The 14,296-nt window shown below is 61.4% G+C and carries 13 protein-coding genes and 1 pseudogene; 11 read left to right on the top strand and 3 right to left on the bottom strand.

What is annotated here, in order from left to right:
- Positions 1 to 58: 58 nt before the first annotated feature.
- The 9 genes and pseudogenes from ACLLJI_RS10815 (at position 59) to ACLLJI_RS10775 (ending at position 9,002) form a co-directional block, all read left to right on the top strand.
- On the top strand, positions 59 to 250 hold the full coding sequence (locus ACLLJI_RS10815) for a hypothetical protein (RefSeq protein WP_434612205.1): 192 nt from the start codon (positions 59 to 61) through the stop codon (positions 248 to 250).
- Complete coding sequence (locus ACLLJI_RS10810; RefSeq protein WP_434612203.1) at positions 247 to 1,728, top strand: sodium:solute symporter family protein; 1,482 nt, start codon at positions 247 to 249, stop codon at positions 1,726 to 1,728. Before ACLLJI_RS10815 ends, ACLLJI_RS10810 begins: the two co-directional genes overlap by 4 nt.
- Positions 1,729 to 3,343 (top strand): annotated as a pseudogene (locus ACLLJI_RS10805) (amidohydrolase).
- Between the two features lie 152 nt (positions 3,344 to 3,495).
- A complete protein-coding gene (locus ACLLJI_RS10800; protein ID WP_434612201.1) occupies positions 3,496 to 3,684 on the top strand; it encodes a hypothetical protein in 189 nt (62 codons plus the stop codon).
- 124 nt (positions 3,685 to 3,808) lie between these two features.
- On the top strand, positions 3,809 to 4,054 hold the full coding sequence (locus ACLLJI_RS10795) for a hypothetical protein (RefSeq protein ID WP_434612199.1): 246 nt from the start codon (positions 3,809 to 3,811) through the stop codon (positions 4,052 to 4,054).
- Positions 4,055 to 4,111: 57 nt separating this feature from the next.
- Positions 4,112 to 4,390 (top strand): DUF6278 family protein, encoded by a 279-nt coding sequence (locus ACLLJI_RS10790; RefSeq protein WP_434621425.1) that lies wholly within the window; start codon positions 4,112 to 4,114, stop codon positions 4,388 to 4,390.
- 933 nt (positions 4,391 to 5,323) lie between these two features.
- Positions 5,324 to 5,971 carry a GntR family transcriptional regulator gene (locus ACLLJI_RS10785; protein WP_434612197.1) on the top strand — a complete coding sequence of 216 codons (648 nt, stop codon included), beginning with the start codon at positions 5,324 to 5,326 and terminating at the stop codon, positions 5,969 to 5,971.
- A gap of 87 nt (positions 5,972 to 6,058) precedes the next feature.
- A complete protein-coding gene (locus tag ACLLJI_RS10780; RefSeq protein WP_434612195.1) occupies positions 6,059 to 7,486 on the top strand; it encodes an amidohydrolase family protein in 1,428 nt (475 codons plus the stop codon).
- Between the two features lie 40 nt (positions 7,487 to 7,526).
- Complete coding sequence (locus ACLLJI_RS10775; protein ID WP_434612193.1) at positions 7,527 to 9,002, top strand: NCS1 family nucleobase:cation symporter-1; 1,476 nt, start codon at positions 7,527 to 7,529, stop codon at positions 9,000 to 9,002.
- A gap of 358 nt (positions 9,003 to 9,360) precedes the next feature.
- Here ACLLJI_RS10775 and ACLLJI_RS10770 read toward each other — a convergent pair whose 3' ends face one another.
- Positions 9,361 to 9,621, bottom strand: a complete 261-nt coding sequence (locus ACLLJI_RS10770) for a hypothetical protein (protein WP_434612191.1) — start codon at positions 9,619 to 9,621, stop codon at positions 9,361 to 9,363.
- A 116-nt stretch (positions 9,622 to 9,737) separates the two neighbouring features.
- Here ACLLJI_RS10770 and lepA point away from each other — a divergent pair, with 116 nt between their 5' ends.
- Both lepA and hemW read left to right on the top strand, forming a co-directional pair.
- On the top strand, positions 9,738 to 11,591 hold the full coding sequence (gene lepA / locus ACLLJI_RS10765; RefSeq protein WP_434612189.1) for a translation elongation factor 4: 1,854 nt from the start codon (positions 9,738 to 9,740) through the stop codon (positions 11,589 to 11,591).
- A gap of 57 nt (positions 11,592 to 11,648) precedes the next feature.
- On the top strand, positions 11,649 to 12,878 hold the full coding sequence (gene hemW, locus ACLLJI_RS10760; RefSeq protein WP_434612186.1) for a radical SAM family heme chaperone HemW: 1,230 nt from the start codon (positions 11,649 to 11,651) through the stop codon (positions 12,876 to 12,878).
- 14 nt (positions 12,879 to 12,892) lie between these two features.
- On the opposite strand, the gene ACLLJI_RS10755 is transcribed toward hemW, so the two are convergent.
- Positions 12,893 to 13,342: a DUF4870 domain-containing protein gene (locus ACLLJI_RS10755; protein WP_434612184.1), complete on the bottom strand. Its 450-nt coding sequence runs from the start codon at positions 13,340 to 13,342 to the stop codon at positions 12,893 to 12,895.
- A gap of 66 nt (positions 13,343 to 13,408) precedes the next feature.
- Positions 13,409 to 14,257, bottom strand: a complete 849-nt coding sequence (locus ACLLJI_RS10750) for a DUF3097 domain-containing protein (RefSeq protein ID WP_434612182.1) — start codon at positions 14,255 to 14,257, stop codon at positions 13,409 to 13,411.
- Between the last annotated feature and the right edge of the window lie 39 nt (positions 14,258 to 14,296).

The raw sequence follows: 14,296 nt of genomic DNA, 5'->3' as shown, positions 1-14,296 counted from the left end.
AAGCCATGATTCCCAGAACGGCGAGCGTTGTCATCCTCTGATTACACCAATCACCCTAGTGACACTTGGGGTGCTACTGCTTGGCGGGTCAACGGCAACCATCTTCGGCATACCGTTGATCCTGCTGTTCATGTTCATCATGTTTCCGGTGACGAGCCTGCTAATGTGGATCAGCTGGCGGTTGTTTGACAAGCATGCTGACTACCAGCTGGACGAGTTTGAGGATGCGGCCGCGGAGGTGGCCCCATGACCATTGTCATGTTCGTCATTGTCCTGCTGCTCGCCGTCGGGATTGGCCTGTATTCACGCGTCGGTGCCGGCAAGTCAACAGCCGACTTCCTGGTGGGCGGCAGAAGCTTCGGCTCGGTGGTTGTGTTCATCATGGTGGTGGGGGAGGTGTACTCCATTGGCACCATCATCGGGTTCCCGGGCGGTGTCTATGCGCACGGCGTGGGATTCGCGGTGTGGTTCATGGGCTACATTCTCCTGGGGTACCCCATCGGCTACTTCCTGCTTCCACTGCTGTGGAAGGCCGGGCGCCAATACAACGCCATGACACTTCCAGACATTTTCCGCGGACATTTCAAGTCCCGGCCGTTGGAACTGACGGCCGCACTGATCGGTGTTGTTTTCCTGATCCCCTGGGCCCAGCTCCAGCTGACGGGGCTGGAGGTTGCCCTCAACGGACTGGGCCTGGGCCTGACGCCGTTGGTGACGGTTCTCATTGGCGTCGGAATTTCGCTGGTGTTTGTCCTGCTCTCGGGCATCAGGGCACCAGCCTTTGTCAGCTTCCTGAAAGACCTTGCCCTGATCGCCGTCATCTTGGTCGTCGCCGGCTTCGTGCTGAACAAGGTCCCCAACGTCGCCACCATCATCACTCACGCGAATGTGGGCTCGGAGCACACCACCATCCCCGGCGGGGCTCCGATGCTCAACACCATCTCCACCCTCCTGTTCCAAACCATCGGGTTCTACATGTTCCCGTTCGTCATCCAGGCGGTGCTCAGCGGGAAATCGCCGGTCAGCATCAGGTACACCCAGATCGTCATGCCCCTCTACATGCTGATGTACCCCTTCATCCTGCTCACCTCATTCTTCGCCATCTCGGCGGCGCCAGGCCTGACCGGGGCGGACACCAACCTTGCCTTCATTGAGGTGGCACGCCAGCTTCTGCCCGACTGGCTGGTGGGCCTGGTCGCCGGGGGAGCGGCCCTGTGTGCAATCGTGGTGCTCGCCGCGTCAGCGCTGGTCATCGGCACGCTTTTCTCCAGAAATGTTTTGACCAATATCAGTGAAGCCAGGCAAAAGCCCATGACGCAGGTGGTCATCTTCGTCTATCTGGCCATTTCCATCGTGCTGACGCTGGTGGTTCCCACCATCATGGGAACCCTGATCAACACCGCCTACTACGGGCTGACCCAGCTCATTGTCCCGGTCCTGCTCATGATCTTCCCGACCCGGGTACGTCCCGGCGCCATGGCCGCAGGACTCGCGGTGGGCGCCCTGACCTCCATTGGCATCTACCTCTCCGGAGCCACGCTGGGCGGGCTTAACATCGGGGTGCCGGCGCTGGCGGCAAATCTGCTGGTTGTGGGCATCGGCCGGCTGGTCTCCCCGGCCGCCGAGCCCACCCAATCCCTTGCGGCGCGCCGGCGCCGCATCCCTGCCGATTCCGGTGCCCCGGCCGGGTGGACCCACCACACGGCCCGGAAAGAGAGCGCTTCGTAGATGTCAGCTGCAATTTTCACAAACGGAACCATTCGACTGGACGCCTGGAGCGATCCCGTGGAGGCACTCGCCGTGGACCGCGGCAGAGTCCTCAGTGCAGGGTCGCTGGAGGAGGTGGAGGCGGCTGCCGGCCCGGCGCCCAGACGCATCAACCTCGACGGCGCCACAGTGGTCCCCGGATTAATCGAGTCCCACGTCCACCCCGTGTTTTTCGGACTCACCCGGAACTGGACGGACTGCCGTAGCCCGCTCAACGGCAGCATTTCAGATATCCAGGCGGCCTTTCGCCGTGACCTGGGGGCGCTGGCCGACGGCAAGTGGCTGCGCGGCTGGGGCTATGACGACACACTACTGGCCGAGGGGCGGCATCCCAACCGCGAGGATCTGGATGCCGTCAGCCGTGACGTGCCCCTGGTTGTCTCCCACATTTCGGGTCATTTTGCCGTCGCGAATTCCCTGGCACTTGATCTGGCCGGCATACATGAGGATCGGGCAGACCCATCGGACGGGCGGTTCGTCCGGGATGAACCCGGGAAATTGACGGGTCTGATGTGGGAGATGGGCGCGGTGCATGCCGTTCTTGACGCCATCCCGCCCGTCTCTGAACAGGACGTCAAAGACGCCGCCCTCTACGCTGCGGGGGTAGCCGCTGAACGGGGCATGACCTCCATTCACGACCTAGGCGTGGGGATCATGGCCGGCGACTTGGAAATCGACACGTGGCGCAAGCTGGCAGCAGAGTCCCAACTCTCGATCCGGGTGACCGGATACGTCAGGTCGGACCTCGCCCTGCGGTATTTGGAAGGGTCACCGGACCTTTTTGCCCGGCCTGCCGTGGGCAACTACAGGGTGGCCGGGGCAAAATTCTGGTCGGACGGTTCCATCCAGGGGCTTTCGGGTGCGCTCAAAGAGCCCTACTCCTGCCAGGACACCCAGTGCGGCGAGCTGCTGTATTCCCCCGAGGAGCTGGCAGGGCTCCTGCGCCGCATTGACGACGCCGGCGGCCAGTGCGCGGTTCATGCCAACGGTGATCTGGCCATCTCCACCGTGGCCGGGGCGTTTGCGGCCTTGCGCGGCAGTTCGAACCAAAGCGATCCGAGGCACCGGGTGGAACACCTGCAGATGGCGTCGGCCAAGGACATCGCGTCGCTGGTCGAGTCAGGCTCCGTGGCGTCCATTTTCGCCAACCACGTGTACTACTGGGGGGATCGGCACCGCGACCGGTTCATTGGTGCCGAACGTGCCGCCAGGATTGATCCCACCCGTGATGCGCAGGATGGCGGCCTCCACTTCGGCATGCATTCGGATTGCCCCATTACGCCGATGGACGCGCTGGCCACTTTCCGCACCTCGGTGACGAGGCTGACCAGCGGCGGTTCGGTCCTGGGTGAAGCGCAAAAGCTTGACCAGCGCAGCCCTGCATGCATTGACGGCCGACAGCGCATACCTGACCCACGACGAGGCCCATCTGGGCACCCTGACGGCCGGCATGGATGCCGACCTGACCATTCTGGACCAGGACATCGTGGGCCTTGCCATTGAACAATCCCAGAATGTTTCAGCCGTGGCGACCGTGGTGGGGGGTGAATTCGTCTTCAACCGTGGGGGTTTTTAGCAGCCTAGGGGGCGTCGAACCTGCCCGGGCCAGCCGGTGGCGAACCTGTCTGGAACCAAATAGGGCAGACTGGAGGTTCCCTCATGAAGGGGGTTCCCTCACGAAGGGGGTTCCCTCACGAAGGGGTTCCCTCACGACAAGGCGGCAACCGCATGCTCAACCTCCGGCGGGACCAGGACGGCTTCATTCACGTGGGCCGGCACTTCCCCACCAATATGTCCATCGCCATCACGTTCACCGACGGCACCCGAGGCGAATTTTCCAGCGCCCGGCTCAACGAGCTGTACACCAGGCCCTGGCCGCCTACCCCTGGGCAACAGCCTCGATGCGAAGGGCTTTGACCGGGCACCCGGGAAAATCCACCGACGCAACGCCGTCGGGCTCGTGCCCGTCAGCCCCTGCATGGCCAGGTAGCCACAGCGGGGCATGCCTGACCGGCAACGACCGGCCCGCTACGCTGTTCCCATGAGACCCCTGAAAGTGTTCGGACTGGACATCGACAAGCTGGGCGGCGGGCGTAACGGCCACTACGTGATGGAGGAATCCATGCGGGCGCATCCGCGCACACGCCGGACCTTCCGCTGGGTGAATTGGATCCTCGGCTTGCAAGTCCTGGTGGGGCTGAGCGCCATTGTCATTGCCCTGGTCCTTGAGGTCCGCGGCACGCCGGTGGGGTTTGCGTGTGGTTCCGCGGCGTCGTGGTGCTGTTGATGACGCTGACACTTTTCTTCTTCGCCTGGCGGGCCGAGCAGGGTTAATACTGGGGCGATCGACAACCTGATCAACAGTGCCGTCGACGTAGATGAGCTGGCAGGGCTTGCGTGTCCAATCGGCATATTCTATGGAGATGTCCTCACCCGCAACATTTCCGGCGCACACTGGGAGGTCAGGGGCAACGGATCCCCCTGCGTCCGAGTCACGAAAACCCTCGCCGTTGAAGTCGTTGAAGTCGTTGAAGTCGTTAAAGTCGTTCGACTTGTCTCCACACTGGCGAATTCCGCGAGTAGGGCGCTCGGAGGATCAATTTTTGTAAGCTTCAGCACATGACGTCCGGCCATGTGAAAATCACGGAATCTCGGGACTTTTGCGTCCGGGAGGCGAAGAACGTGAGCGCAAATTGGACTTGTCTTGGCCAAATACCATCCTTCAACGTGAGCAACTTTTCGTTCAAAAACGTGAGTAAAGCGTGGATTGACCCCTCATCGCCCGTCCCTGGCGGAACATAACCGCAGGTCAGAGCCGTATTCTTGTGCCCCGGACTGGAATCGAACCAGCGACCAAGAGGATCTGACCGGCTGAGTTTTGGGAGGTGTTGTCGGCTTCTGAAATCCGCGTATTTCCGCGGATTTGGGGTGGCTTTAAGCCCGTTGAAATTTCGGTTGGGATGGTTATTTTTGGTTGAAAAGGGGGAGTAAACGGGGAGTCCGCGTGAGTTGATGGCCACCAGTGCCTCAAGCCTGCCCACGTGGATCTGAAAAACGGGCTCGTCTTTGCGCCAGTACGAGCCGCTACCCGTCTCCCCGTATCCCCGTATCCCCGTATCCACGAATCCACGAATCCACGAATCCACGAATCCACGAATATCGTCCGGCAGGGCTGCTATGGATGGCGGCCATCAGGCGGCGCGGATGTGGCCCAGCCGAAACTCCAAGAGGAGGCCAGCAGAGGCGAGGGCTTGAATGAGAGGTTAGGTGGGCCCTGCCCAGCTGGAAACAGCGTGGCCACGATGAGGCCTCCAACTTTTTTTTCGACAAGTGCTTGACGTGCAAACGTGACCTCTATCATAATAATTTATGGGATCCCAAGACGGGATCCCATGATGGGATCCCATAAATTGCCGGTTTGACCTGGACCTCCTTCGGGCAGGACTGCAGGTATCCAAGACAAAGTCTTGGGGATCCATGCGGGCACGCGGGCCACAATGAGTGTTCCCCTGACGAGAGCGCCTTATCCGCCGATGAAAGTTGTAAGGAGGATCAAGTGAGCGAGAGCACAACGAAAAGCGACGATCGTCCGCTGCGTGAAAGTGTTCGTGACACCATTCGGGCCAGAATTTTTGAGGGGCACTACGTTCCAGGCACCCGGCTGGTCGAGCGCGATCTGGCCGACGAGTTCAATGTCTCCAGGCTCCCGATTCGGGAGGCCTTGCGTATGCTTCGCCAGGAGGGGCTGGTGAGTGAGAAGCCCAACTCACGAGGCATTGTGGTGAGCAGCCTCAGTCCGGAAGAGGTTGCGGATGTGTTCGATGTTCGACAGGCACTGGAGGTTCTTGCCTGTGAGCTTGCCTCAGCTAGAGCGACGCCGGAGGATCTCGCGTACCTTGGCGGTCTCCTTGACCAAGCCGATCTCGGACTTGAACAGGGATCAATTCTTGAAGCACAAAATGCCAACAACGAATTCCATGACGCCATCACCAGCATTGCGGCCAATGACTTTCTCCGAGCCGCCCTTGAGCCTCTCCAGGGTCGTATGCATTGGCTTTTCCGTCATGCCTCTGATCTTCCCGAGTTGATTCAGGAGCACCGGCGCCTTTTCGAAGCGATCGCCACCGGCGACCCAAAACACGCTGCACTTGTGTCATACGAACATATTCAGAAATATCGCAAGCAATATTACCAAACCCACTAATCCCACCCCATCCGCACACGAACTGCATCGGCCGGTACTGATCGAGTAGAGGTCGCGGGATTTGTGTACCCAAAAACAGGAGAAGCAATGGATGAATTAGCAGATCTGGTGATTGCAGACGCTACTGTGGTCAACGCCGATGGCCGCCGCAGGTCTCATGTAGTGGTCCGTGGCAGACATGTGTCCGCCGTGTTGGACGCCGATCAACCAGCGCCGCCTGCGGTTCGAACCATCAATGCGAGGGGGCGACTTCTCATTCCGGGCGGCATCGACGGTCATTGTCATGTTGCTCAGGTAACGGGGCAATTCCGGACTCTGGACGATTATAAGATGACTTCCACCGCGGCCCTCTGGGGCGGGACCACGACAATCATGGACTTCGGAATTCCACGAGATTCTTCGGAAACACCCCTTCAGGCTGCACGTAACAAAATAGGACTGTCCCGTGATTCTCGCTGCGACGTCGCGCTGCATGGGTCGGTGGTGAGCTGGGACGAGAGCGTACCGTCACAGCTGGAGGAAATGGCGGCTTTGGGGATCCGTTCCGTGAAAATGTACGCCACCAACCGTGGAACCACGATGGCAAACAACGACACTATTCTGCGGGTCATGCGGGAAATGGTCCGACTGGACGGATTGACCTACATCCACGCAGAGCATGACTCCATCATCATCGACTGCACCGAGCAGCACGCCGCTGCCGGTGAGATCGGTATTCGACACTTGCACCAGACAAGACCTGAACTGGCTGAAGAGCTTTCCGTCAAGGAAACACTTGCAATGGCCGAATACACCGGCGCTCCGGTGTATTTCGTGCACCAATCCACGCCGGGAGCCGTAGACCTGGTCACTGAGGCACGCTCCCGCGGGTTGATGGCATTCTCAGAGACCTGCCCCCATTATCTGACGTTGGACGATACTGTTTACGCGGGACATTTCCCCGAGTGGTACGCCTGTTGTCCACCCATGCGAAGCCGTGAGACTGTGCGGGCGGTACAAGGCAGAATGCTCGCAGGTGCAGTGCACACAATTGCCTCGGATCATTCTTGCTACGACTTACGCCAGAAGCGCGAGAAAAGCGACGACATCCGCCAGATGCCTCACGGCCTGCCCGGGGTGGAGACCAGACTTCCCGTTGCATTCACCACCATGGTGAAGGAAAACGGAGACGGCGCCGAAAGATTTGTCGAAGTATTCTCAGCCGGTCCGGCCCGTATCAATGGCATTCCGGGCAAGGGAGCAGTCGCCACGGGAAATGACGCCGATCTGGTCCTTCTTGACCCGACAGAATCACGGACCGTCGAAGGCGACAAGCTGCACATGGGAACCGATTTCTCCCCATTCGACGCCATGGAACTGCGCGGATGGCCACAGATCGTAGTCTCGGCAGGCCGCGTAGTCATCGATGAAAACGGCTTCCACGACCCTGGACCCGTTGGCCAATTCGTGCGGCGTTTCGGATTTGCAAATCAGGTCCAACACCGGCCAGAAATAGCCGCTGCCGTCAATGCCTAACAAAAATCACCGTCCAACACTGATTGACAAGGGAGTCACCATGGATAACGACAATGAGTCACTTGCAACGCTGGACCCAACGGGCCGGCTCTACAACGAGGACCTGGCGCCGGCCAAAGAACGAAAATGGGGCTCGTACAGCTTTTTCGCAGTGTGGATGTCCGCCATCCACAACATTGGCACCTACACCTTCGTTGCGGGTCTTTTCGTCATGGGTCTTACCGGCTGGCAGGTCCTGGCCGCCATCCTGATCGGCACCGGAATCCTCTTTGTCTGCATGAACTGGGCTGGGAAGATGGGACAGCGTACCGGCGTGCCATTCCCGGTTCTGGCAAGAATCAGTTTTGGAATCTGGGGTGCTAACATTCCGGCCCTTGTCCGTGCGGTCATCGCCATTTGCTGGTACGGCATCCAGACCTATTTGGCTTCGATGGCCGTCGTAGTCCTTCTCCTGCGCATCGACCCGGGCCTGCAGCATTGGCAGGACCAAAGTTTCCTAGGCCTGTCGCTGCTTGGTTGGGCCTGCTTCCTGCTCCTGTGGGTCCTGCAGCTGCTCGTCATCACCCGAGGAATGGAGGCGGTTCGCCGCTTTCAGGACTGGGCCGGCCCCATCGTCTGGGCCGTAATGCTCGGCATGGCTCTCTGGCTTTTCGCCATGGCGGGCTGGAACATCCCAATGGACCTCTCCATTCACCCGCTGAGTGGACCCGAGGCGTTTCGCGGAGTGTTCACCGGCGCCTTCCTTCTAGTGGCAACCTACGCGACCATGCTGTTGAACTACTGTGACTTCACACGGTTTGCCAAATCAGGGAGGTCAGTCGTCCGCGGTAATTTCTGGGGAATTCCCGTCAATTTCGCCGCCTTCGCCGCAATCAGCATCACAATGACAGTAGGAACCGTAGTCGTGTTTGGTAAGGCCATCACGGATCCTGCTCTTATCTTGGCTAAGGTACCGAATACCTTTGTCCTCGTCGTCGGCGCGCTCATGTTTATCGTCGCAACCATCGGCGTCAACGTGGTACTGAACTTCGTCTCGCCCGCCTACGATCTGGCCAACGTCTGGCCCAAAAAGATCACGTTCCGCCGCGGCGGTATCATCAGCGCAGTGCTCGCGCTACTGGTGATGCCGTGGAATCTTTACTCCAACCCGGTTGTCGTAAACTACTTTCTGGGAGGACTCGGCGCATTTCTTGGTCCGCTGTTCGGCATTCTCGCCGCTGACTATTTTCTGATCCGCCGAGGCATCGTCAACATCAAAGACCTGTACCGTTCCGATGAAACCGGGGAATACTTCTACACGAAGGGAATCAATCCCAAGGCCATCGCAGTATTCGTCCCGACCGCAGCCATCACCGCGATCATGGCGCTGGTGCCGGCCCTTCAGATCGTCGCAGCGTTCGCGTGGCCCATTGGCGTTGTAATATCAGCCATAGCCTATTTCATACTGATGCGGGGTGCGGTAAAGCGAGGTCATCCTCAGGGTGGCTTGGAACTTGAACCACAGCTGGCAGAATAACAATCTTCGTTGCCCCTCCTGTCATGCCCGACCTGCGATCGAAGGCCGATCCCGGCAGGAAGTCCTGGTTCCAGGGGCGCCAACCCTAAGCAAAAAGGGGGAGTCCGCCATGCTGAAAAGGGGGAGCGAAATTGGAGGAGAATTTTGACGAATTGGGGGAGTTAAAGACGAATTGGGGGAGTTAAAAGGGAGTTGGCACCAAGTGGGTCTGACCTGCGAGATAAAACCGCAGGTCAGAGCCATGTTGTGCCCCGGACTGGAATCGAACCGGCGACCAAGAGATTAACAGGCCTCACTCGAGAGGCCGTGGCACTCGCCGGCGCACATGGCCACTGGCATTCTGGCGAAAAGGCCCGCACTACGTCCAGCGGTGCCGGCGGCGAAGTCCGTCGGCAACCCGGCCAAAACGCTGCGCATTCAGGACGGACCCTTCGCGGCGCATGTCGGCCGCGGAGACCTGTAGGATGCGGTCCAGCTTCACTTCGGTGGGCCGGACCTTCGCATCCCAGGGCTGGGGTACGGCGCGGAGAGCGCGGATTCCGCGGACGACGGCGAACCAGGCGTCGCGCGCGCCGCGGCGGTTGCGCGCCGGGCGGGCCCCCGGTTCTTTGCCGGGCACCCAAACGTGGGAGACTTGTAGGAATGCGTGTCCGGCGCCCAGCTCGCGGCCACAACCCCTGCACGGCCCGGCACAACGTCCGGGTTCGTGAGTCCGTGCAACAGTGAGGAACCCCAGTGTCACCCATGGCCCGCACCGCCCCGGTGCCCGCCGCGACCGATCCGGCGATCATCAGGAACTTCTGCATCATCGCCCACATCGACCATGGGAAGTCCACCCTGGCGGACCGGATGCTTCAGCTCACCGGCGCGGTTGAGCAGCGGAATATGAAGGCCCAATACCTGGACCGGATGGACATCGAGCGCGAGCGTGGCATCACGATCAAGTCCCAGGCTGTCCGGGTGCCCTGGGAAGTGGACGGCACCGCCTACTGCCTGAATATGATCGACACTCCCGGACACGTGGACTTCACCTATGAGGTGTCCCGCTCGCTGGCCGCCTGCGAGGGCGCCATTCTGCTGGTGGACGCCGCGCAGGGCATCGAGGCCCAGACTCTGGCGAACCTGTATCTGGCGATGGAACATAACCTGACCATCATCCCGGTGCTGAACAAGATAGATTTGCCGGCGGCCCAGCCGGAGAAGTACGCGGCGGAGCTGGCCGGCCTTATTGGCGGCAAAGCGGAGGATGTGCTGCTGGTTTCCGGCAAGACGGGCGTCGGCGTTGAAGCGCTGCTGGATAAGATCGTGAGCGAGCTGCCGGCCCCGCAGGGGAATCCGAACGCTCCGGCGCGTGCGATGATTTTCGACTCGGTCTACGACACCTACCGTGGCGTGGTCACCTACGTCCGCGTCGTCGATGGACACCTCAGCCCGCGTGAACGCATCCAGATGATGTCCACCCGGGCCACCCATGAGCTGCTGGAAATAGGGGTCAGTTCCCCGGAACCCACCCCAAGCAAGGGTCTGGGCGTGGGCGAGGTTGGCTACCTGATCACCGGTGTGAAGGACGTCCGGCAATCCAAGGTCGGGGACACCGTTACCACCTTGTCCAAACCCGCCACGGAATCCCTGGGCGGCTACGAGGACCCGAAGCCGATGGTGTTTTCGGGCCTCTACCCGCTGGATGGTACGGACTATCCGGTGCTACGCGATGCGCTGGATAAGTTCACGCTCAATGACGCGGCGCTGGTGTACGAGCCGGAGACTTCCGCTGCGCTGGGCTTTGGCTTCCGGGTGGGCTTCCTGGGCCTGCTGCATCTGGAAATCACCCGTGAACGGCTGGAACGCGAATACAACCTGGACCTCATCTCCACGGCACCCAACGTGGAATACGAGGTGACCCTTGAGGACAAAAAGGTCGTCACGGTCACCAACCCGAGCGAGTACCCGTCCGGAAAAATCGCCGAGGTGCGTGAGCCGATGGTCTCTGCCACCATTTTGGCCCCGAGCGAGTTTATCGGCGCCATCATGGAGCTGTGCCAGCAGCGCCGCGGCGTGTTGGGCGGCATGGACTACCTGTCCGAGGACCGGGTGGAAATTCGCTACCGCCTGCCGTTGGCGGAAATTGTCTTTGATTTCTTCGACCTGCTCAAGTCAAAGACCCGCGGTTACGGCTCGCTGGATTGGAAGGCCGACGGCGGTCAGGTCGCCGACCTGGTCAAGGTGGACATTCTGCTGCAGGGAGAGCAGGTGGATGCGTTCAGCGCCATCACGCACCGTGATAAGGCCTACGCCTACGGCGTCATGATGACCGGCAAGTTGCGCGAGCTCATCCCCCGCCAACAGTTTGAGGTGCCCATCCAGGCCGCCATCGGCACTCGGATCATCGCCCGCGAGAGCATCCGCGCCATCCGCAAGGACGTGCTGGCCAAGTGCTACGGCGGCGATATTACGCGTAAGCGCAAGCTGCTGGAAAAGCAAAAGGAAGGCAAGAAGCGGATGAAGATGGTCGGCCGGGTCGAGGTCCCGCAGGAGGCCTTCATCGCGGCGCTGTCCTCGGACGAATCGAAAGACAAATCGAGGAAGTGAGCTTCGTGCACTCCAGCCGCACGCTTGTGCACCGCGCGCTTGCCGGGACGGTCCGGCATGCCTAGTGCTCTGCCGCTGGGGGGCCCTGCCCCGGCCGACGGCGTTCTGCCGGAGCAGGCGCTGAACGGCGCCACGGCGCGCATGTTCAGCCTGTACGCGCACATCCCGTTCTGCGCCGTGCGCTGCGGCTACTGTGACTTCAACACCTATACCGCCACGGAGCTCGGCGGCGGCGCGTCCCAGGATGCGTACGCGGCAACGGCGGCTTCGGAAGTGACCTTCGCCGCCCGCGCGATGGAGGAGTCCGGGTTGCCGGCACGCACGCTGGGCACGGTATTTTTCGGCGGCGGAACACCAACACTGCTGCCGGCGTCGGACCTGACGGCTGTTTTGGCCGCGGCGGTGGCCGCCTGGGGCGTCGTCGACGGGGCCGAGATCACGACCGAGGCGAACCCGGATTCGGTCAGTCCGGATTCCCTGCAGGAACTTGCCGACGGCGGCTTCACCCGGGTCTCGTTCGGCATGCAGTCGGCCGTGCCGCATGTGCTGCGCGTGCTGGACCGGACACACACACCAAGCCGGGTACCGCAGTCCATCGAATGGGCCCGGAACGCCGGACTCAAGGTCAGCGTCGACCTGATTTACGGCACCCCGGGAGAATCGGAAGCAGACTGGGAAACGTCCGTGCGGACGGCGCTGAGCTACCAGCCGGACCACATTTCAGCCTATGCGCTGATCGTCGAGGACGGCACCAAACTAGCCGCCCAGATCCGCCGCGGCCAGGTTCCCCGCATCGACGACGATGACCACGCGGTGAAGTATGCGCTGGCCGATGGAATGTTTGAAGCTGCGGGACTTTCCTGGTACGAAGTCAGTAACTGGGCCCGCACTCCGGACGACGCATGCCGGCACAATCTCGCGTATTGGCGCGGAGATGACTGGTGGGGGATAGGGCCCGGTGCGCATTCGCATATCGGCGGCGTCCGTTGGTGGAATGTCAAACACCCCGCGGCCTACGCCGGGAGGCTGGCTGCTGGACTGTCCCCGGCGGCCGGCCGCGAAACGCTGGACGCAGGGACCCGCGAAATGGAACGGATCATGCTGCTGACGCGTTTGTCCGACGGGATCGCGGTGAACACCTTGTCGACGGGCGCCAAGCACGAGATTGCCCGGCTAATAGCCGACGAACTGATCGATCCACGCGCAGCCTTCGCCGGTCACCTCGTGCTGACGCTGCGAGGCAGGCTGCTGGCCGATGCCGTGGTGCGCCGGCTGCTTGAGGACTGACTGGCCGCCCGGGCTCAGTGCATCAGACGCAGGCTCCACAGGTAGCGGTAGGGCTGCCCGCGGTTGACCTGCACCGCAGCAATAACGGAATACACCGTGAGGAAAATCCAGATCCCCACGGCCAGAAACGCGAAAACCGTCCCCGCCAGCGGCGCCACACCGGCAAGCAGCACGGCCATGATGTTCGCCACCGCCGCCACGATCGTCGGCGGCACGGTGAAATTCAATGCCTCCTTGGATTCCTGCGCGGTAAATGGACCCCGCTCACGGAAGACCAGATATATGATCAGGGACGGGATGAAACCCAAAATTCCGCCGCAATGGGCCATGAACGCCCACTGCCTGTCCTCCACGGGGGTCAGTGCGGGAGCACTCGCCGGCACAGCCTCGTACTGGGCACGCTCCTGCCGCCCCACGGGCGGCTGCGTGCTGTCGGCTTGGTCACCGCGCGCTGTCTTAGCCACTGGCTTTTTCCTCCGCACTGCGCTGAAAGTCGTTCCGGCCGGCCAAAATATTGGTGGCCGCTTCCTCTAGGATACTGGAACCGTCAGGAAATCGATGACTTCCTCCACCCGCCCGAGCAGCGCCGGTTCGAGATCCGCGTAGCTCCGGACGCTTCCGAGCAACCGCCGCCAGCCGATCGCAATATCGGCCGGTCCTTGATGCGGCCAGCCGAACGCCTGCAGAATTCCGACCTTCCATTCGACCGTGCGAGGCACCTGCGGCCACGCGCCGATGCCGAGCACCTGTGGTCTGATGGCCTGCCAGACATCCACGTAGGGGTGGCCCACAATGAGTACATTGTTCCGGGCACCCGGGGTCCGCATTGCCTCCGCGGCGATCCGGGTTTCCTTGGAATTGGGCACCAGGTGGTCCACCAGGATGCCCAGCCGCCGTCCTGGGCCGGGGGAGAAGTCACGGACCAGACCGGCCAGATCGTCAACTCCGTGCAGGGGCTCGACGACGATGCCCTCCACCCGCAGATCGTCGCCCCAGACTTTTTCGACCAGTTCGGCGTCATGCTTGCCTTCCACCCAGATACGGCTTGCCCGGGCCACCTGCGCCCGCATACCGGCGACCTTGACTGAACCGGAGGCGGTGCGCTGCGCTGTGACTGTCTTGCTCGTCCGGGGAGCGACCAGCTGAACCGGTCGCCCGTCCACCAGGAAGCCGAAGCCCAATTGGTATGACTTGGTCCGCCCGCGCCTGTCCTCGAGCACCACGATGTGCATGCCGCCGGACTTCTCAATCCGTACCACTGCGCCGACCCAGCCGCTTTGCACGTCCTCCAGCACAAGTCCTTGGGCGGCCGGAACCTCCGGCAGCACGGTGCCGACGGGGGCGGAAAGGTCCTGCGGACCCCACTGGTCATAGCTCACGGCACTGCCTCTCATAGCGGAATACTCATGCTAACAACC

This window comes from Arthrobacter sp. A5 (assembly GCF_051131705.1).
Taxonomy (GTDB): domain Bacteria; phylum Actinomycetota; class Actinomycetes; order Actinomycetales; family Micrococcaceae; genus Arthrobacter_M.
This window is presented reverse-complemented; position numbering and strand designations above follow the sequence as displayed.

What these genes read in the sequence shown, in the direction of transcription:
- ACLLJI_RS10795 (WP_434612199.1), top strand. Translation starts at nt 3,809, where the DNA reads ATGAGACCCCTGAAAGTGTTCGGACTGGACATCGACAAGCTGGGCGGC.
- hemW (WP_434612186.1), top strand. Translation starts at nt 11,649, where the DNA reads ATGCCTAGTGCTCTGCCGCTGGGGGGCCCTGCCCCGGCCGACGGCGTT.
- ACLLJI_RS10780 (WP_434612195.1), top strand. Translation starts at nt 6,059, where the DNA reads ATGGATGAATTAGCAGATCTGGTGATTGCAGACGCTACTGTGGTCAAC.
- ACLLJI_RS10810 (WP_434612203.1), top strand. Translation starts at nt 247, where the DNA reads ATGACCATTGTCATGTTCGTCATTGTCCTGCTGCTCGCCGTCGGGATT.
- ACLLJI_RS10800 (WP_434612201.1), top strand. Translation starts at nt 3,496, where the DNA reads ATGCTCAACCTCCGGCGGGACCAGGACGGCTTCATTCACGTGGGCCGG.
- ACLLJI_RS10775 (WP_434612193.1), top strand. Translation starts at nt 7,527, where the DNA reads ATGGATAACGACAATGAGTCACTTGCAACGCTGGACCCAACGGGCCGG.